The 19,889-nt window shown below is 68.5% G+C and carries 12 protein-coding genes; 10 read left to right on the forward strand and 2 right to left on the reverse strand.

The window, feature by feature from the left end:
• Positions 1–24 precede the first annotated feature (24 nt).
• The 8 genes from ACIA75_RS08630 (at position 25) to ACIA75_RS08665 (ending at position 13,695) form a co-directional block, all read left to right on the forward strand.
• A complete protein-coding gene (locus tag ACIA75_RS08630; protein WP_397101538.1) occupies positions 25–1,683 on the forward strand; it encodes an AAA family ATPase in 1,659 nt (552 codons plus the stop codon).
• A complete protein-coding gene (gene eccD / locus ACIA75_RS08635) occupies positions 1,680–3,227 on the forward strand; it encodes a type VII secretion integral membrane protein EccD (RefSeq protein ID WP_397101540.1) in 1,548 nt (515 codons plus the stop codon). Before ACIA75_RS08630 ends, eccD begins: the two co-directional genes overlap by 4 nt.
• Complete coding sequence (mycP, locus tag ACIA75_RS08640) at positions 3,227–4,582, forward strand: type VII secretion-associated serine protease mycosin (RefSeq protein ID WP_397101542.1); 1,356 nt, start codon at positions 3,227–3,229, stop codon at positions 4,580–4,582. The genes eccD and mycP overlap by 1 nt, the downstream gene beginning before the upstream one ends.
• The gene (eccE, locus tag ACIA75_RS08645) at positions 4,579–6,294 is read left to right on the forward strand and encodes a type VII secretion protein EccE (protein WP_397101544.1); all 1,716 of its coding nucleotides are present in this window, start codon (positions 4,579–4,581) and stop codon (positions 6,292–6,294) included. The genes mycP and eccE overlap by 4 nt, the downstream gene beginning before the upstream one ends.
• Positions 6,295–6,310: 16 nt before the next feature.
• The gene (locus tag ACIA75_RS08650) at positions 6,311–6,652 is read left to right on the forward strand and encodes a helix-turn-helix domain-containing protein (RefSeq protein ID WP_397101546.1); all 342 of its coding nucleotides are present in this window, start codon (positions 6,311–6,313) and stop codon (positions 6,650–6,652) included.
• Positions 6,653–6,741: 89 nt separating this feature from the next.
• Positions 6,742–7,866, forward strand: a complete 1,125-nt coding sequence (locus ACIA75_RS08655) for a discoidin domain-containing protein (protein WP_397101548.1) — start codon at positions 6,742–6,744, stop codon at positions 7,864–7,866.
• Between the two features lie 12 nt (positions 7,867–7,878).
• Positions 7,879–8,637, forward strand: a complete 759-nt coding sequence (locus tag ACIA75_RS08660; protein ID WP_397101550.1) for a hypothetical protein — start codon at positions 7,879–7,881, stop codon at positions 8,635–8,637.
• Between the two features lie 135 nt (positions 8,638–8,772).
• Positions 8,773–13,695: an NAD-glutamate dehydrogenase gene (locus ACIA75_RS08665; RefSeq protein WP_397101552.1), complete on the forward strand. Its 4,923-nt coding sequence runs from the start codon at positions 8,773–8,775 to the stop codon at positions 13,693–13,695.
• Positions 13,696–13,755: 60 nt separating this feature from the next.
• Here the strand turns inward: ACIA75_RS08665 and ACIA75_RS08670 are convergent, their stop codons facing one another.
• The gene (locus ACIA75_RS08670) at positions 13,756–14,847 is read right to left on the reverse strand and encodes an SPFH domain-containing protein (protein WP_397101554.1); all 1,092 of its coding nucleotides are present in this window, start codon (positions 14,845–14,847) and stop codon (positions 13,756–13,758) included.
• A 207-nt stretch (positions 14,848–15,054) separates the two neighbouring features.
• On the opposite strand from ACIA75_RS08670, the gene ACIA75_RS08675 reads away from it, so the two are divergent.
• Both ACIA75_RS08675 and ACIA75_RS08680 read left to right on the forward strand, forming a co-directional pair.
• Positions 15,055–16,566, forward strand: a complete 1,512-nt coding sequence (locus tag ACIA75_RS08675; protein WP_397101556.1) for an amino acid permease — start codon at positions 15,055–15,057, stop codon at positions 16,564–16,566.
• A 147-nt stretch (positions 16,567–16,713) separates the two neighbouring features.
• Entirely contained in the window at positions 16,714–19,377 is a 2,664-nt protein-coding gene (locus ACIA75_RS08680) for a tetratricopeptide repeat protein (RefSeq protein ID WP_397101558.1), read from the forward strand.
• On the opposite strand, the gene ACIA75_RS08685 is transcribed toward ACIA75_RS08680, so the two are convergent.
• Positions 19,378–19,758 carry a DUF1707 domain-containing protein gene (locus ACIA75_RS08685; protein WP_397101560.1) on the reverse strand — a complete coding sequence of 127 codons (381 nt, stop codon included), beginning with the start codon at positions 19,756–19,758 and terminating at the stop codon, positions 19,378–19,380.
• Positions 19,759–19,889: the final 131 nt, after the last annotated feature.

Consider the following 19,889-nt stretch of genomic DNA (forward strand, 5'->3'; position numbering starts at 1 on the left):
GTGCTCGACGAGAGGACGACGATTATGAACCGAGCATCGACAACGAACGGCCACCCGGCCGCATCGGCGTTGGCGCAGGGGGGATACGACGCCTACTTCGCGCAGGTCGAGCAGACCACCGACGAAACCGCCGACGCCACAGTCGCCGGTGCGGATGCCGCGGGCCGGGCCCGGCCGGGCCCGGACGGGGCCGGACCAGCGGCCGCGGTCGCACCGCCGGAGCCGACCGGCGTGTCCGTACCGCCGGAGACCGGCGGGGTTTCGCCCGGCCCGGCACAGCCGGTCCCTCCGGTGCCGCCCGCCGCGCCGGTGCCGCCCGCCGCGCCGGTGCCGCCCGCCGCGTCGGGGCAGGTTCCGCCGCAATCTGTCGCGGCGCCGGCCCCGGAACACGGCCGATCGCGGGGTGACGGCGGACCTCCGGTGGCGCCGGCCGGTCCGACCACATCCAGCCCGCCGCCGGCCGCTCCCCAGCCGGGACCCGCCGCGCCGCCGCCCGTCGATTCGGCCGGACAGTGGCAGGGTGGCGCCCAGACGGCAGGCACCGCCGGGTACTCCTATTCGAGTGACCGGGCGCAGTCGGCAGCGCAGGGTAATCCGGCCCAGGCGACGCCGCCGGGATATTCGCCCCAGGGGTATTCGCCCCAGGGCGCGCCGGCCGGCGATCCCGCTCGGGTGCTGGATCGGATCGCGCGGCCCGCCTACGACAATCGGTCGGCGGTCCTTCCGCCCGCACTCGCCTCGCCCGAACTGCTGGCCGATATCGCCGCCGTTCGCCAGGTGCATCTGCGCTCCAACGCCGGGGTACGGGGTGCACTGAACAAGGTCGGATTCAGTTTCGGACTGTCGCCCGCCGAACAGCGGGCCGAGGAGCGGCGCAACCGGGTCCGCCGTGCGCTGACCACGCCCTACCAGATCGCGGTGGTGAGCGTGAAGGGCGGCGTCGGCCGGACGACCACGACGGCCGCCCTCGGTTCCACCTTCGCGCGGATGCGCCCGGATCGGGTGGCCGCCGTGGACGCCAACCCCGATTTCGGCGACCTCTCCACGCGCACCGTGCGTCATCCCTACGGGTTGACCCTGCGCGACCTGGCCGCGGCCGCACCGTCTCTGGATTCGTTCTCGTCCGTACACGCCTATACCGCGGTCAATGCGGCAGATCTGGCCGTCGTCGCCTCGCCGTGGAACAGCGACGCCTCCGCCGCGCTGGCCGGTACCGAATACGCGACCGGCGTGGAGATTCTGCGCAAGCACTACAACCTGCTGATCGTCGATTGCGGAACGGGAGTGCTCGATTCGGCGACCGATATGGTGCTGCGCTCCAGTGACGCGGTACTCGTGGTCACCCCCGCGACCGTCGGCGGGGTGACGGGTGCCGTCGCGACATTGAATTGGCTGAGCTCGCACGGTTTCGATCACCTCATCGCCGCCTCGGTGGTGGCGATCGTCCATCATCAGCCGGTGAAACCCACCGTGGACGTGGAGGCGATCGAGAAATTGTTCGCCAGTGCGCACCGGCCCACCTGCCGGATACCATTCGATTCGCATTTGGCAGAGGGCGGTGAGGTCGACCTGAGGTTGCTGGAGAAAGAAACTGTTTTGGCGTTCGAGGAATTGGCTGCCGGTCTCGCCGATGATTTCCCCGGCTACGAGGTAGGACCGGCGGTTGCTGGAGGACGACTGTGACAACAGTCCAGACCGCCGCCCCACCGGCCGCCGCCGGGGGCGGCGGTCCCGCGTCGGCGGAGGTGGCGCGCGCCCGGATCGCCGTGATGGTGGCGAGCTACCAGGTCGACGTCGTGGTACCGACCAAGTTCACCATCGAAACGTTCATCGATGACCTGATCGGTGTGCTGTCCGCGGCCATCGACGACGACGAGGTCGATTTCACGCCGCCGAGCGGTCAGTGGAGCCTGGCCCGCCCCGGCGAGCAGCCGATGCCGCGCTGGCGCAGCCTGGCCGATCACGAGATCGCCGACGGTACGGCGCTCATGCTCGCCACGGTCGAATCCGCCGAAGTGTTCACGCCGGTCGTGGAGGACATCACCGATGCGCTGGCGTTGATCAACGAGCAGGAATTCGCCGAATTCGACGGTGACACCGCCGCCGTGGTGGGCCTGAGTGTGCTGGGTATCGGTGCGGTGGCGCTGGCCACCTTGCTGTCGTGGATGTGGACGGAGACCGGATCGCTGCTGTGGTGCGGTCTGCCGGCGCTGCTCTTCGGCATGCTGTGCTGGGCCGGTGCTTTCGTCGCCCGCAACCGCGGTGCGGCCGAGCGGATCTCCCTGGGCCTGGCCCTGACCTCGGTGCCGCTGCTGTTCGCCGGCAGCGCGATGCTCGTACCACCGGCCTACGGTGACCCCGGTCCGTTCGCGCCCGCGAATATCGCCGCGGGCGCCGTGGTGGTGGCCGTGGCGATGGTCGGGCTGATGCGGGCGACCGGTTCGGGTATCGCCACGTTGATGGCCGTGACCGGACTCGGTGTAGTGGTGGCCGCGGCGGTACTCCCGATGACGTACGCGGATCTGCTGCCCCGGCAGGTTGCCGGTGGTGCGGTGTTCGTGGGGCTGATCCTGCTGAGCATCGCGCCGCGTATCGCGGTGGCGATCGCGCGTATCCGGCCACCCGATCTTCCGGATCCGGGCAGCGAGGTTTCCCCGTCGACCCTCACCGATATCTTCGACGCCGCCGCCACACCGGACGGCGATCTGGACGCCGAAGCATCCGCGGAGGCAGAACAGCGGCGCAAGAGTCACGAGGACGGTATCGAGAGCCGGGCGCGTCTTGCGGTGACCAGTCTGCGCGGGCTGATGACAGCTATCGCGGCATTGCTGTCCATCTCGACCGTGATCTGTGCCGTGGTCAGCCCCGGCGGGATCCGGGAGATCATCATGGGTGCGGCCGTGGCCGGGCTCCTCGCCATGCGTTCGCGCTGGTATCCCGACCGGGTGCAGGCGATCGCGTTGGTCAGCGGTGCGACCGTGGTCGTCCTGGGCATTGCCGCGGTGCTGGTCGGGCACTACGAGACGTCGTTCGCCCGGCTGACAGTCGTGGTGATCGTGGGGATCATCGCCTGCGGTGCCTGCGTCGCCGCCCTCCGGCTTCCGGGGGTGCGCCTGAACCCGGTGACCAGGCGCATTATCGACATCATCGAATACCTGCTCATTGTCATCGTGCCGGTCATCGCTTTCTGGATCATGGGCGTGTACACCGCCATGCGGGGGCTCTGATGAAATTCGGCAGGGCCGTGATCACGGCTTTGGCGGGCCTGGTGGTGCTCACCAGCGCGGCCCCGGCGTTGGCCGTCCAACCGCCGGAAGTGGTGGTCGGCCCCCCTCCGGAGGACGGCCCGCCCGGCCCGGAGCGCCCGACCGAACAGGACAAGGGGTGTCTCGCGGCAGGCGTACTGCCGGAGACCGACCTCTCTCGGGTACCACCCCCGGAGCTGGCGCTGGACCTCGCCCGGGCCCGCTCGCTCAGCCGCGGGGCGGGCGTCACCGTGGCGGTACTCGACACCGGGGCCTCACCGAATCCGCGGCTGCCCAATCTGGTCGGCGGCGGTGACTACGTGGCGGCCGGTGGGGACGGGCTCACGGATTGCGATGCCCATGGCACCCTGGTCGCCGGGATCATCGGCGCCGCGGCCGATCCGGCCGACGGATTCAGCGGGGTAGCCCCGGACGCCCGGATCATCTCCATCAGGTACCGATCCGGTGCCTTCCGCTTACAGCAGGCCTCGGCCGATCAGCGGGAACAGGCCGTGCTGGAGATCCGGGCCCTGGCCCGGGCCATCACCCACGCCGCCAACCAAGGCGCCAATATCATCGCGGTCCCGGTACCCACCTGCGTAGCCGCAGACGCGGGTATCGACCAGGGAATGCTGTCCGCGGCCGTGGGTTACGCGGTCCATGTACGGGGTGCGCTGATCGTCGCCGGGGCGGGCAATACCGGCGGCGGGCAGTGCCAGCAGAATCCGGAGATCGATCCGGGCCGGCCCGGTGATCCGCGGAACTGGACCGGCGTGAAGACGATTTCGACCCCCGGATGGTTCAGTCCCGCGGTACTCACTGTCGGGTTCACCACGGCCAACGGCGCGGTTCCGGACGAAACACTCACGGGCCCATGGATTTCGGTGGCCGCGCCCGGCACCGGGATCGAATCGCTGGGGCCCGGCGGCGGTGGACTCATCAACGGGGTCGGAACGCCCGACAAGCTGGTTCCGGTGGGCGGCTCCTCCTTCGCGGCGGCCTACGTCGCCGGGGTGGCGGCCCTGCTGCGCTCCCGCTTTCCCAACGAGACGCCCGCCGAAATCGCCTCCCGGCTGCAGGCCAGTGCACATGCGCCGGCCCGGGGGATCGATAACGCCGTGGGCGCCGGGGTGATCGATCCGCTGCGCGCACTGAGCTACCGGACGCCACCGGAACCGCCTGCAGGACTTTTCCAGGCCCAGGTGCTCGAGTTGCCGCCGCCCGAGCGGGCGGAGGACCGGAAGCCGGGATTGGCGGCGGCGATCGTGATCGTGGTGGCCGTTCTGTTCGGTGCGGGAGCCGCTTACTGGGGCGGCACACAGCGGAGGGCGCGGTGAATGTGCCCGATCAGCGGGTCGCCGGTGTGGAACGCGGCCCCTTCGCCTGTGCTGTGGTCGGAGGCAGTGTCGTGGCCGTCGGATTGACCCCCCAGACGCCGTTGTGGGTGGGCGCGGTCGTTTTCGGATTCGTCATTCTGTCCGTGACGGTGCGGGTCCGCGGCCGGACCCCGGTGCGCTGGGTGCTGGACTGGGCCGGCTTCCGGCGCGGACGGGCCGGCCGCGCCGCGGCGCTGGCGGGGCTGCCGCCCATCCGGGAGATCCGGGTGCCCGCCGGAGTCTGCGGTATCCAGGTGGACGGCGACATCATGGTCGCGATGATCCAGCTGGCGCCGAACCTGGACCTTCCGACGGTGATCGCCGAGCAGACCGTGTACACCGAAGACACAGTGGGTGTGGGGGCGCTGCTCCCGATGCTCGACCAGTACGGCATCGCGGTCGATATCGATATCGTCACCACCGGCCAGCGGGTGCGTTCCGCCGGTAGCTACAGCATGCTCTACGACCAGCTGATCGGGCCGAATCCGGTGGTGGGGAACCGGTTGACCTGGCTGGTGGTGCGCCTGGACCAGCAGCGGAATCTGGCCGCGCTGACCAAACGCGGTCCCTGTTCGGTGGTGGCGCCCAAGGCGCTCGCCACCGCCGCCCACCGTATCGCCGGCCGGTTGCGGGAACGTGGTGTCGCCGCCCATGCCTTGCCCGCCGACGCCTTGGCCGATGCGTTCCGGACACTGCATTCCGGCACCGAGCTCGACGAGATCCGGGAGGCGTGGCACTGTTTGCCGACCTCGGTGCCCGGCCGCTTCGTCACCAGCTTCGGTATCGATTGGCACCGGCTCGACGACGTCACCCTGGACGACTGCTGGACCTGGAGCAACGGCCGCACCACTCTGGTGGTGAGTCTCTCCGGGGTGTACGACGGGCCGCGCGCCGTGGTGCGGTACGTCGGGCCGGCCATGGAGGATGTGCTGCCCGATTATCTGCGCCGGCTACCGGGGCAGCAGCTGGCCGCTTTCCGGGCGACGCTACCGACCGGAACCTGCGTCCGGGATCTCACCCGGGACGAACGCGCCGTGGCCCCCGCACCCGAGGAGATCGCCGCGGCCCTGGCCGTCCCGATCGGGCCGAACGGCCAGATCCTGGGTGCCATCAGTGGTCAGCCGCGACACCGGCTGGCGATGCCGCTGTTCGATCCCGCTCGCTACAACCCGCGCCGTCGCTCCGTGGACGTCCACGCGGAGTTGCCGGTGGCCCAGCAGATCATTCTGCGTGCGACCGTGACCGGTGCCGATATCGAGATCCACACCAGCCGGCCGCAACGCTGGCAGCATCTGGTCACCGCGGTCGGTGATCCGCGGTCGCTGTGGCTCGCGGGCGAATCCGGTGGCGAGGAGCAGATCCCGGGCGCCGAGGCAACGATCGCGGTGTTCGACCAGGTTCCGGTACAGGGCACCGCGGCGCCGACCGCGGTGTCGATCAGCGATCCCGGTGGGCGGCGGAGCCGCTCGGCCGATCTGGCCATCGAGCAGGTCGGTGAGAGCGCGCTGGATGTGAGCATCCCGATGCGGACGGTCCGGGTGAACCTCATCGAACCGCGTGGGGAGACCCGCTACCTCGACATCGTCCAGCCGGGGCCACCGATATCGCCGCCACCGGCTCCGGCCGGTGCGACCACACCGCTTTCGCGACCTATCGGGCGACCCGCCCGCTGATTCGGACGGACAGGTAATGTCGTTCATTGTGACGCCGGAGGATTCTCAGTCGGGGGTCGACGCTGTCGAGCACCTGGGTAATGGAGACGAATTGACTCCCCGCCGGGCGGCGGCGGCGATCTTTTCCAGTCGATTGTCGGAGTTGATCGCCGAATCGGTGGTTTCCACCGACGACGGGTCGACCCGTTCGCTGACCCTGTACTCCCTGGCCCAGCACCTGGAGCTGGCGTACCCGGATGTTCCGGTATCCCAGTCGGGCCTGTATCGGCTGATCCACGGTGACGCGATTCCGCGACTGGATCTGATCATCGCGCTGGCGCGGGTATTCGATGTGCCACCGGAGTATTTCGTTCGATAGCCGGTTGTGACCGCGGCGTCCAGCCGGGTGTTCTCCGACGCGGGAATAGCGAACCGAAGGGGCGGGGGGAAAGCCGCTAATATCCGGCTATGCCCGACGCGGATCCGGGAGATGTATTTCTCCGCCATCGCGGTGCGATTCTCGACGCGCTGCTCTCCGATCCGTATTTCGGCTATCTGGATATCGATCCGGCCGACGAGATCGACGCGGATCCGGCCGACGGTATTTCCGCGGTCTCCGCGCCCGCCGGTGTATCGACGCCCCCGCTCGACGGTTCTCTGTTCGCCGGACCGGAATCGGGCCCGCAGGACAGGCTCGGCCGGGACGACGATCTGTCCGCCGCCCTGGGGGCCGAGCCGGTGGAAGTTTCGATGCCGCGCCGATCGTCGGCCGGCCCGTCGGCCAGCGAGCGGATCAATGCGCTGCTGAGCGGACAGACTGCCACAGCCGGAAATGATTTCGGACCCGATTACGCGCAGGCCGCCGCGGACCGGATCAACCGCGAGGCCCAGGACCGGCAGGAGACCACGGAGCAGTCCGCAGCGGAGGCCGGCCCGGCGGAGAACGAGAAGTCATCGCCGCAACAGATGGTGCAAGAGGTCACCACCCAGCTCCGGAAACCCCGGGTGGCGCTGGCGGTGGCCGCGGTGGTGGCCCTGCTGATCGTGGTACTGCTCGTGTTCACCGGTGGGGAGAACGACGAGCAGACGCGGCCGCTCGCCGTCACCCCGGCACCCACCGCCGCGGCGCCGCCACCCACCGATGTGGCCGAGACCGGCGGGACCCTCCAGGTGGAGGACGCCCAAGCGCAGTGTCCGCCGGGTAGTACCGAAGGGATGGATGCCTTTTCGGGCGAGCCGGACAAGGCGTGGTCGTGTGTCCGCGCATACAAGGTGGACGGCCAGATCCTGCGTATCGATCTCGGCAAGGAATTCAAGGTGGATTCGATCGGGATCGTGCCGGGCTGGGACCACGTCGGCAGTGACGGTACCGATCAGTGGTCGAAGTTCCGGACCGTGAGCCGGGTGTCCTACGAATTCGACGACGACAAGACGACCTACACCCAGGAGACGCTGGATCAGCGTTCGCTGGTGGTGACCAAGATCGAGCCACCGGTGACCGCGAGCGAGATCGTTCTCACCGTTTTGAAGTCCGGTGGGGAATCGTCCGCCAATACGGTGGCGATCTCGTCGATCGTCATCACCGGGCAATAGGAGGTATCGGCGGTGGCCGGGCTGAACTGTCGATACTGCGGTAGTCCGGTGGACGGCGCGGTGTGCGCGCACTGCGGGGCGCCGGCGCCGGACAGGGCGGCGGCCGCGTCTCCGCCGCCGGCTGCGGCCACGCCGGGTCACGATCAGGCGCGCGGTCACGTTCCGGATCCGGCCGCGGTGGCCGGTTCCCTGGTGGGTGCCATCCGGTCGCGGTTGGTGCCCGAAGCGGAAAAGATTGTGCCCGAGGCGGAAAAACTCGTGCGCAAACATCATCCGGCGTGGCAGTGGCGAACGGCCGGCGGGGTCTTGGTGATCGCGCTGATTCTGCTCGTTGTGTTGATGATCCGTTCCTGTTCCCTCCCGGGGATGCCGGGCGGATTCGCGAACCCGGGGTTGCCCGGCGCGCCCGCCCCTACACTGCCCGGCACGCTGGCGACGGCGTCCTGCGAGCCGCCCGAATCCGCGTCGGGTGTCGAGCGGTGTGTGGTCTCGGCGGCCGATCCACTGCTCTCCGGCGGGATAACCGGCGGGAGAGATCTACCGCTGCGTGTGCAGACCGTGCCGCCCGGGGAGCTCGCCGGAATCGTGCGGCAATGGCGGGCGGCCGGCGGCAGTGTGGTGTCCGACAGCACGGTGTTCGTGTCGATCAGTGCGTCCTCGGCGGTGCTGTACGCGGATACCGGATCGGGTTTGCGCATCGATACCGGTTCGTTCACGAACAATGCTGCGGCACAAACCTTTCTGTCCCGTTCGGGGTTGCTGGGCGGCTGACTTTCCCCGCTGCCTCGGCGGTATCGGATAGCTATCCCTAGGATTTAGCTCACCAATAATGTACCGTTGGACAACGGTACATTAAACTCCGGTTTGATTGGCGACCGGTCGGTGAGGGAAGGCGTAGGTTTCACGGTGACGACACTGCAGCAGACGATTTCGCAGAAGCGGTTCCGGGGTGATCCGAGCGAACTCGAATCGGCCTACTTCCGCTGGAGTAGAACGGAGACGGCCGCCTGGGCGATCGCCGACCGGGCCGAACGCATCCTCGCACACCATTTCGAACTCGCGGCGCAACGGCCGTCGGGGCGGGTGGTGAGCAGGCTCTATCGGGCCGGGGACCCGAGCGGGCTCGCGGTGGCGCTGCAGATCGTCAACGACGATATGCCGCTACTGGTCGAATCCGTCACGTCGCGGCTGAACCAGCTCGGGGCCTCGATCACCGGGGTCGTCCACCCCGTTTTCGACGTGGTGCGCGACAGCCGGGGACTGCTGCGGGATATCGCGCCGCGCGACGGCGAGGGCCGGCCGGACAGCACGGCCGACGCGCCGATAGCCGCGACCCCGGAATCCTGGATCCATATCGAACTCGCCGCGCCGATCACCGATGACCTGCTCGACCGGATCGAGCGGGAGATACCGCAGCTGCTCGACGGACTGCGGGCGGTCGACGAGGACACACCGGCCATGATCGACTCATTGGTCGGTGTGGCCGAACGTCTCGACGCCACCGGCGACCAGGCCGATGACAGCGAAATCGCGGACTATGCCGATCTGCTGCGCTGGCTCGCCGACGGGCACTTCAGCCTGCTCGGTTACACCGGGCGGCAGGTGTATCCCGCGCCGGAAGCCCTGGATTCGGCGGTGGCGGCACATCTCGTCCGGGATGCCGGGCTCGGTGTGCTGCGCGACGGATCGCCGGCCGATATCCGGATACCGGACACCGTTCCCGATCGCCTGCGGGTCACCACCAGTTCGGCGGATTCGGCGGTCCCCGGATCGTCGCAGCTCTATTTCGTGAGTGTCCTCGAGCAGGCCGGCGAACCGGCGGGCGGCGGGGTCCCGCTCCTACCCGCCCGCGAGCACATTTTCGTGGGCACGCTCACGGTCACCGCGCTCCACGAGGACATCCTGGATATCCCGGTGATCTCGCGCCGGGTACGCCGGGTCATCGAATCGGCCGGCTTCGATCTCAATTCGTTCTCCGGCCAGAGCATGCTCGAGGTGATGCAGAGCTTCCCCCGCGCGGAATTGTTCACCGCCGATTTCGGCCGGCTGTTCGATACCGTATCCGCGGTCGCGAATCTGGGGCTGCGTCGTCAGATACGGCTCTTCCTGCGCGAGGACACCCGCAGCGGCGCCGTGTACTGCCTGGTCTATATGCCCAACGACAGGTATTCGAGCCAGGCTCGGCTGCGCATGCAGGATATTCTGCGCAGTGAGTTCCAGGGGCGGCGGATCGGCTACTCGGCCCGGGTCACCGAATCCGAACTGGCCGTTGTGTACATCACGGTGCACCGCGGCCCGGGCGCGGCGCCGGCGGATGTCTCCGAGGAGAACCGCCAGCGGATCCAGGACCTGCTCTTCGCGACCACCCGCAGCTGGGCGGATCGCCTGGAATCCGCGGCCGGTGGTGCGGCGGATATCTCCCGGACGACGATCCGGGAGTATGCGGCCGCATTTCCCCCGAGCTATCAGCAGGAGTTCGAACCGGAACTGGCACTGGCCGATCTGCGCCGGCTCGAACAACTCGAGGACGGCGCCATCGCCACGGTGCTGTACCGCAACGCCGTCGCCCCGGACGGCTCCTGGCGATTCGTGCTCTATGTGGCCGGTGCGGGCGTTTCGCTCAGCCGGGTGCTGCCGGTACTGCACAGTCTCGGGGTGGAGGTGGTCGAGGAGCGGCCCTATGCGCTCACCCTGGGCGACGGCCGCCGGCGGTGGATCTACGATTTCGCCGTCCGCGTGCCCGCCGACCTGCTGCGCGATGTGCGCGCGACGGAACAGCCGGCGGATCCGGACGATTCGTTCGCCGAGGGGGACCTGCCTGCGGAGGGGCTCGCGCAGCGATTCCAGGATGCCGTGGAAGCGATGTGGTTCGGCGCGGCGGAGGTCGACGCACTCAACGAGCTGGTGCTGCGGGCCGGTCTGCACTGGCGTCAGGTCGTGATGTTGCGGGCCTACGCGAGGTACCTGCGACAGGCCAGGTTCGGTTACGGCACCGCCGGTATCACCCGGGTACTCCTGGCGAATCCGGGTACCGCCCGGGGCTTCACCGAACTGTTCGAGGCCTGCTTCGACCCGGCGGGTTCCACGGACGCGGCCGCGCGAGCGGTGGCGACCACGCAGCGGCTCGAGGCCGATATCGATGCGGTGACCGGATTGGACGCCGACCGGGTGCTGCGGGCGGTGCTGGCGCTGATTTCGGCGACCCTGCGCACCAACTACTTCCGTCGCGACGAGCACGGGCAGCCGCTGCCCTATCTGTCGATGAAATTCGATGCGCAGCAGCTCGAGATCCTGCCCCAGCCCCGGCCGCGCTACGAGATCTTCGTGTACTCCCCTCGGATGGAGGGCGTGCACCTGCGATTCGGTGCGGTGGCCCGTGGCGGCCTGCGGTGGTCGGATCGCCTGGAGGATTTCCGGACCGAGATCCTCGGGCTGGTCAAGGCGCAGGCGGTGAAGAACGCGGTGATCGTACCGGTCGGCGCCAAGGGCGGTTTCGTCGTGAAGCGCACCCCCGGCAGTACGGGTGACCCCGCCGAGGACCGGCGCCTGCGCCAGGCCGAGGGCGTGGCCTGCTACCGCATGTTCATCGCCGGACTGCTCGATATCACCGACAATCTCGACCGCGCGACCGCCGCGATACTTCCCCCTGACAACGTGGTGCGCCGGGACTCCGACGATCCGTACCTGGTCGTCGCCGCGGACAAAGGCACCGCCACCTTCTCCGATATCGCCAACGAGGTGGCGGCGAGCCACGGATTCTGGCTGGGCGACGCGTTCGCCTCGGGCGGTTCGGTCGGCTACGACCACAAAGCCATGGGGATCACCGCGAAAGGTGCGTGGGAGAGCGTCAAACGGCATTTCGCCGAGATGGATATCGACACCCAGACGCAGGACTTCACGGTGGTCGGCGTGGGGGATATGAGCGGAGACGTCTTCGGCAACGGCATGCTGCTCTCCGAGCACATCCGGCTGATCGCCGCGTTCGATCACCGGCATATCTTCCTCGACCCCGACCCGGACGCCGCGCGGTCCTTCCGTGAGCGCCGGCGGCTCTTCGAGCTGAGCCGGTCGAGCTGGGCCGATTATGATCCGGCGCTGATCAGTAAGGGTGGCGGCGTATTCGACCGGAGCGCCAAGGTTATTGCAGTCACCCCGGAGATCCGGGAGGCCCTCGGCTTGGCGCCCTCGGTGACCCGGTTGTCGCCGCCCGAGATGATCCGGGCCATCCTCACCGCACCGGTCGATCTGCTGTGGAACGGCGGGATCGGCACCTACATCAAGGCAGGCGAGGAAACTCACGCGGACGTCGGTGACAAGTCCAACGACGCGGTCCGTGTCGACGCCGGGCAGCTGCGGGTCAAGGTGGTCGGCGAGGGCGGCAACCTCGGCGCCACCTCGCTGGGCCGGATCGAGTTCTGCCGGCTCGGTGGCCGGATGAACACCGATGCGGTGGACAATTCGGCGGGCGTGGACTGCTCCGACCACGAGGTGAACATCAAGATCCTGCTCGACACCGTGGTGTCCAGCGGTGAACTCGCAGCGGCGGAACGCAATCCGCTGCTGGCCGAAATGACCGACGAGGTATCGGCACTGGTCCTGCGCGACAATGTCTCGCAGAACTTCCGGATGGGCCTGTCCCGTGCGGGCGCGGCGGCGCATACGGTGGTCCACCGTCGGATGCTCACCGACCTGGAGAACAACCGCGGCCTCGACCGGCAGCTCGAGGCGCTGCCCTCGGACGCGGAGATCAAACGGCGGATCGCCGCCGGGTCCGGTCTGACCTCGCCCGAGCTGGCCACCTTGATGGCGCATGTGAAACTGGCGCTGAAAACCGATGTCCTCGCCGGTGATCTGCCCGAGAACCCCGCGTTCGCCACGGTCCTCTCGGAGTATTTCCCCACCCCGCTGCGCCGGCGTTTCGCCGCGGCCATCGACCGTCACCGGCTGCGGCGCGAGATCATCGCGACGGTGCTGGTCAACGAACTGGTCGATTACGGCGGGCTCACCTTCACCTTCCAGCTGGCCGAGGAGGTCGGGGCGACCACCGAGGACGCCCTGCGCGCCTTTACCGCCGCGGTCGAGATCTTCGGCCTGCGGGCCGTCTGGGCGCGGATCCGCGGCACCGCGATGCCGACGGCCGTGCGCGACGAACTGGAACTGGAGGCCGGGCGGACACTGGCCCGGGCGGCCCGCTGGCTGCTGCTCAACCGCCCGCAGCCCATTGCCATCGGGGCCGATATCGCCCGGTACCGGGACGGGGTGCACGAGCTCGCCGCACGGATGCCGGAGTGGCTTCCCGGCCATCTGGAGGCGCAACTGGCGAGCGCGTCCGCCGAATTGGTGGCGCGTGGCGCACCCGGAGATCTGGCCACCGACGTGCTGCGGCTCATCCATCAGTTCCCGCTGCTCGATATTCTCGATATCGCCGATATCGCGGGCCGGGAACTTCCGGGGACGGCCGGGCTCTATTGCGCCCTGAGTTCGCATTACCAGATCGACCGGTTGCTCACGGCGGTCGGCGATGTGGAGCAGGGACAGCGCTGGCCCACCCTGGCCCGGCTCGCGGTGCGCGACGATCTCTACGAATCGCTGCGTCTGCTGACTCTGGATATCGCGGCGACCGGCGAGCCCGGGGACGGGATCGGGGAACAGATCGCCTACTGGGAGTCGACGAACCGTTCCCGGCTGGCCCGGGCCCGGGCCTCGCTCGCCGAGATATTCGCCGGTGAAAGCTATGACCTGGCCACGCTCTCGGTGGCGGCGCGGCAGGTGCGCAGCCTGGTGAGCAGCGCCGACCCCGGTGCTGTCGCCGTGATCGGCACTACCTGACCCAGGTGCGACGGGGCCGGGTGATCACTGGATCACCCGGCCCCTGGCGTCGGCGGGACTCTACTGCAGGTGGACCGCAACGCCACAGGATCCGCAGAACCGTGCTGTCGCGACGAGTTCCGCCCCGCATCCGTGACAGTGCGGGGGCGCCGCGGTGGCCAGGCCCGCACCGCAGCTGATGCAGAAGCTGGCTCCGGCCGGATTGACGGTCCGGCAGCGCGCACAGGCGGGGCCCTGCGGATCGGGGCCGGGGAGGGCCGCCTGCCGGGCAGGTTCGGCCGGCGCGGCGACGTCTGGGTTCCGGGCCGGGACTCCACCCGGATACTGCTGCAGCGCGTTGATTCCCAATGCGGCACCGAGAACCCCCTCGTGGTGCCCGTGCTGGGCCAGCCCCTGTCCGGCGCCCAGCGCTAGCTCACCGGCCGCGTATTGGCGGAAGTCGCCGGCCAGCCGGATATAGGTGACATCCTTGGCCAGCCGCTTGAGTCGCTCGGTGTCCTCGGGTGCGAGAGTGATATCGAAATTGCCCAATCGGGGTATGCGCAGCCCGTACTCGTACAGTGCGATGTTCGTGTGCTCGACCACCGCGGCCTCGATATCGGGCAGTGATCCGGAGAGCCCGACGACGGGCCAGCGCCCCTGCGCGACACCGCGGGTGACGGCGACTTTCATGGATTTGAGCAGCAGGTCGGCGCACCAGGAGTGCACGGCCGTGGGATCGGCGAGGTCGGTGGTTCCGGTCAGGGAGGTCAGCAGGACTGCCGGATCGCGGATCGCGAGTGCGTACTCCCCGAATACTCGCAGGGTCACCACCTGTTCGCTGACAGGGTCGGCGATATCGGCCAGCCGGCCGCCGAACTTCAGGCCGGCGAATTCGCGGGTGGAGACGAAATACAGTTCCGCCCGGTAGAAGTTGCCGCCCGAGAGCGTATCGACGAGCGCGCCGAGGACCGGGAGCTCGTCGGCGTCTATGCGATGACGCCCCGGTCCCAGCGCGCCGATGACCTGTCCCGATTTCAGGAACAGCGCGATCTCGTCGGCGTTGACCGTCGCGCGTGAGTAGCGGCGGATATTGACGTCCGGCCACTTGTACACGAGTTGGTTCTTACCGGTCTCCGGGACTGCGATGAACTCGCGTTCGAACCAGGCCATCTGGAAGCTCCCTCAGCAGTTGACATGAAGAGCGTATCGACGTTCAGCGGCTCGATCAATCGGGCATTTGACCTGGGATTAAACCTCCTGCCGCCGGTACGCGGCGGTTTCCCGGTTCACGACATCGAGCGGCTACCTGTTGAGCGTGCCGCTAAACAGCGGTACATTGCTCGCAGACATGATCTGCGCCACTCGAAAGGCAAGACGATGACAACAGTGCAAGAGCCTCGGGGACAGGAGGCGCCGGCGGACGGTTTGCACGCCGAAGACGCGGGTTACCACAAATCCCTGCGCCCCCGGCAGCTCCAGATGATCGCCATCGGTGGCGCCATCGGTACCGGGCTGTTCCTCGGCGCCGGGAGCCGGCTCCACGATGCCGGTCCGGGCCTGTTCCTGGTGTACGCCGTCTGCGGCGTCTTCGTATTCTTCATTCTGCGCGCCCTGGGCGAACTGGTGCTGCACCGCCCGTCCTCGGGCTCGTTCGTCTCCTACGCACGGGAGTTCTACGGGGAGAAGCTGGCTTTCGGCGTCGGCTGGATGTACTTCTTCCACTGGTGCATGACCGGCATCGTGGATATCACCGCCATCGCGACCTACGTCCACTTCTGGGGAGCCTTCGAGGTCATACCCCAGTGGACGATCGCGCTGATCGCTCTGGTGATCGTCGTCGCGATCAATATGATCTCGGTGAAATGGTTCGGTGAACTGGAGTTCTGGGCCGCGCTGATCAAGGTTGTCGCACTGGTCAGCTTCCTGATCATCGGCACGATCTTCCTGGCCGGCCGCTTCGAGATCGAAGGTCACGCCACCGGTCCCAGCATTCTCTCCGACAACGGGGGTCTGTTCCCCACCGGATTCCTGCCGCTGATCGTCGTCACGACCGGCGTCGTGTTCGCCTATGCCGCGGTGGAGCTCATCGGCACCGCGGCCGGTGAGGCGGAGAACCCCGAGAAGATCATGCCGCGCGCCATCAATTCGGTGATCGCCCGTATCGCACTGTTCTACGTCGGTTCGCTGGTCCTGCTCGGCCTGCTGCTGCCCTACACCGCCTTCAAAGACGGTGAGAGCCCGTTCGTCACCTTCTTCTCGAAGATCGGTATCGACGGTGCCGGTTCGGTCATGAACCTGGTGGTCCTGACTGCGGCGTTCTCCAGCCTGAACGCCGGCCTGTACTCGACCGGCCGGATCCTGCGGTCGATGTCGATGAACGGCAGCGCACCCGCCGTCGCGGGCCGCATGTCGAAGAGCGGTGTCCCCTATGTCGGCATTCTCGCGACCGGTGTGATCGCCCTGGCGGGCGTGGGCCTGAATGCGCTCGTGCCCAAGCAGGCGTTCGAGATCGTGCTGAACGTTTCGGCGCTGGGCACCATCTTCTCCTGGACCGCCATCGTGCTGTGCCAGCTCCAGCTGTGGAAATGGGCGCGTGACGGCAAGGTGACCCGGCCCAGGTTCCGCCTGCCCGGCACCCCGTACACCAGCTACGCCACGCTCGTATTCCTGGTCGGTGTGGTTGTGCTGATGCTGTTCAGCAGCGAGGTCGAACAGCGGGCCGCGGTGATCGCCATGCTGGTGGTCGGGGTCCCGGCGCTGGTCGGGGGCTGGTTCCTGGCTCGTAAACGAGTAACCGAACTGGTCACGCAGCGCGGTGTGCCTGCCCCGGCGGACGCGGAACCGACCGGCGCGGTGCGCATCCTGGACAAACCGGACGACGGGAACTAGTCAGTAAGTCCGAGAATCCATGACATCCCTGGGGCTCCGGCCCCGGGGATGTTGCATTCCCAGGAAAGGGAACGCTGCCCTTCCGGCCCTCGTGCGGCAGGATCACAATGGACTCTCGGTTCAACCAGTGGGTCTGAGAGGTCGTGTATGCCAGAGCATCCCAGCTCATCCGAGCGCCCGCTGCCGCCGCCCTGGTCGAAGCGGCGGATCCGCGGTGCCGCCATGCCGCGGCGGGCCGCGCATACGTGGTCGACGCTACGCACCACCGGTACCGGAAGCGCCCATCGCGGCGCGGAGGCGGAATCGGACCTGACCCGGGCCGCCGAGGAGTTGCTCGCCGAATCCGGTGCGACCGGCCCGCGCAGCGCCTCCGACGCCGCAACACCGCCCAGCGCCGCCGGGATCTTCGTGCCGGTCACCGTGGGCCCGGCTCCGGCGGTCGACGCGCCCCCGGATACCGGCAGTCCTTCCGAGCCGCCGGCGGGCAACAGCCCGGAACCTGCGGGTCTCAGCGATTTCGACCGCGCCGTGGCCGCGCTCACCGGTGACGATATCGCCCGGCTCAACAGCCTCGGCGGCCCGGACGACGACGAGGACCTGGAAGCACTGCTGCTGGGCGATGACGAAGACGAACTCGCCGACGCCGACCTGTTCGCGGCGTTCGAGGACGAGTCGCCGTCCGGACGTAGCGCTCGCTCCCGGCCGAGTGCGCGGCGGCTGGGCGCGAGCCTGGTGGCGCTGCCGCGCGTGGATCCGGTCGACCCGGCCACCGCGGTGCTCGAGGATCCGGTGGTTCCCGAGCACAAACGCTTCTGCTGGAAATGCCAGGCGCCCACCGGCCGGTCCGGTCCGGAGGGGCCGGGAGCGGTCGCGGGCGAGTGCGGAAGCTGCGGTTCTTCCTATAACTTCTTGCCGGCGCTGTCCGCGGGCGAAGTGGTGGCCGAACAGTACGTGGTCAAGGGTTGTCTGGCGCACGGCGGCCTCGGCTGGATCTACCTGGCGGTCGATACCAATGTCAGCGACCGCTGGGTGGTCCTGAAGGGGCTGCAGAACCCGCAGGATTTCGAGGCGCATGTGGTGGCGCTGGCCGAACGCCAGTTCCTCTCGGAGATCACCCATCCCGGCGTCGTGAAGATCCACAACTTCGTCAAGCATCGCTCCCATCGCGAGGTGGCCGACGGCTACATCGTCATGGAGTACGTCGGCGGTCGCTCGTTGAAGAAAGTGATGGATCTGGCCGGCCCGGAGGGTATCCCGGTGGCCGAGACCCTCGCGTACATGATGGAAGTACTGCCCGCCCTCGACTACCTGCACTCGTTCGGTCTGGCCTACAACGACCTGAAGCCGGACAACATCATGGTCACCGACGACGAGGTCAAACTCATCGATCTCGGCGCCGTGGCGGCGATGGAGTCCTACGGCAGCATCTACGGCACACCCGGTTATCAGGCGCCGGAGATCATCGAGACGGGCCCGACGGTCGCTACCGACGTCTACGCGGCCGGACGCACACTCGCCGCGCTGATCCTGGATCTGCGCAAGGATGCCCAGGGCAACTACCGCACGGAGACACCCACACCCGACGAATACCCCCTCCTGGCGCGCTACCCGTGCCTGCACCGGCTGCTGGTGCGCGCGACGCATCCGGATCCGAGCCGCCGCTTTCCCTCCACCTATGCCATGTACTGCCAGATGGCCGGCGTACTGCGGATGGTGCTGGCCGCCGACACGGGCCGCGAGCATCCCCAGGCCTCGGTCGAATTCGGGTCATTGCGTGGTGATTTCGGAATCGACACGCTGATCGGGCAGACGGACGGGATGGTCGACGGCGAACATCGCAGTCTCGGGCTGGATGCCGCCGCGGTGGTAGCGGCGCTGCCGGTCCCGCTGATCGATGCCGACGATCCCAGCGTCGAGTTGCTGTCACCGCTGCTGCACGGTGACGCGCGCCAGACCCTGGATTCGCTGAAACAGACCGCCGAGCGGATCGCCGCGGGCACCATCGATGCCCCGGAGACATTCGAGGTCGAAGGAGCGCTGGCCGCCATCCGCGCACACCTCGACCTGGGCGATCGGGAGTCGGCGCTGGCGCTGCTGGACGCGCTGCGCCCGCGCGCGGCCATCGACTGGCGGATCGAATGGTTCGCCGGCGTGACGGCGCTGCTGGACGGGTATTACGAACGCGCCTATCTGCACTTCGATGAGGTGCACACCATGCTCCCCGGCGAGATCGCCCCCGCGCTGGCGCTGGCCGGAACCGCCGAACTGGTCCTGCAGTCGCTGGACGAGCCCGGTGATTCCGATCGCTGGCACCGGGCGGCCGAGTACTTCTACCGGCTGGTCTGGCAGACCAACCACGGTGTGGTCAGCTCCGCCTTCGGGCTGGCGCGCCGGTTGGCGGCCGACGGCGAACCGCTGCCGGCCGTCCAGGTTCTGGACGCGGTGCCCGATACGTCACGCCACCACGCGACCGCGCGGATGACCGGCAGTCTCCTGCTGGTGTCGCGACCGCATCGCGAGATCACCGAGGCCGATCTGCTGGAGGCGGCGTCCCGGCTGGAAATCGCCGACGAGCCGCGGGCACTGCAGATGCAGGTCGTGGTGGTCGGCGCCGGGCTGGAATGGCTGCGGTCCCGGATGCGTCCCGCGGCGGCCCAAACCACGCTGCTCGGTTACCCGCTGACCGTCCCCGGTCTGCGCGGCGGTCTCGAATCCCGGCTCCGCGCACTGGCCCGCCGTGCCCCCGGGCGGCTGCACCGTTACCGCCTGGTGGACCTGGCGAACAGCGTCCGCCCGAACACCCGGTGGTGATCAGGGACGCCGGGGCACCCGCCGCCGCACGACCGAGGCGACCGGCGGGGCCGCCACCAGCGCGATTACCAGCAGCACGAGCCACAGCCAGCCGCCGAAGACGAGCGCGAGGACGAGGGCGAGGGCGGCCGCACCGCCGGCCGTGAGCGCGTATACGAGCGCGGGATCGGTGGCCTGCCGCGGTGCGGGCGGGGGCAGCGCTACCGGGAGATCGGTGAAAACGGCCGCCAGGTCCGGGGTGGTGGACGCGGCCGCCACCGCGGTCGCGCGCTCGTCGTATTCGGTGAGTGTCAGGCGGCCGGAGCCCAGATGATCGGCGAGCTCCCGCAGTGCGCGGTCGCGCTGTTCCGCGGTGATCCGTGCCCCCGGCAACTCACTCATCTTCGCAGAATAGGACGGTTGCGGCGACGCGGTTCGCCACTGCCGGGAAGCCCTCCGGTGATTCCGGTGAATCCGGTTCCCAGCGGCGGGGAGTAACTACGCTGAGCGACAGAATTGCGGGCAGAGGAGTG

It is taken from the genome of Nocardia sp. NPDC051750, from assembly GCF_044453135.1.
Lineage (GTDB): Bacteria > Actinomycetota > Actinomycetes > Mycobacteriales > Mycobacteriaceae > Nocardia.

Coding starts and splice junctions, on each gene's coding strand:
- ACIA75_RS08630 (WP_397101538.1), top strand. CDS start 25: ATGAACCGAGCATCGACAACGAACGGCCACCCGGCCGCATCGGCGTTG.
- mycP (WP_397101542.1), top strand. CDS start 3,227: ATGAAATTCGGCAGGGCCGTGATCACGGCTTTGGCGGGCCTGGTGGTG.
- ACIA75_RS08650 (WP_397101546.1), top strand. CDS start 6,311: ATGTCGTTCATTGTGACGCCGGAGGATTCTCAGTCGGGGGTCGACGCT.
- ACIA75_RS08655 (WP_397101548.1), top strand. CDS start 6,742: ATGCCCGACGCGGATCCGGGAGATGTATTTCTCCGCCATCGCGGTGCG.
- ACIA75_RS08670 (WP_397101554.1), bottom strand. CDS start 14,847: ATGGCCTGGTTCGAACGCGAGTTCATCGCAGTCCCGGAGACCGGTAAG.
- ACIA75_RS08675 (WP_397101556.1), top strand. CDS start 15,055: ATGACAACAGTGCAAGAGCCTCGGGGACAGGAGGCGCCGGCGGACGGT.
- ACIA75_RS08680 (WP_397101558.1), top strand. CDS start 16,714: ATGCCAGAGCATCCCAGCTCATCCGAGCGCCCGCTGCCGCCGCCCTGG.
- ACIA75_RS08685 (WP_397101560.1), bottom strand. CDS start 19,758: ATGAGTGAGTTGCCGGGGGCACGGATCACCGCGGAACAGCGCGACCGC.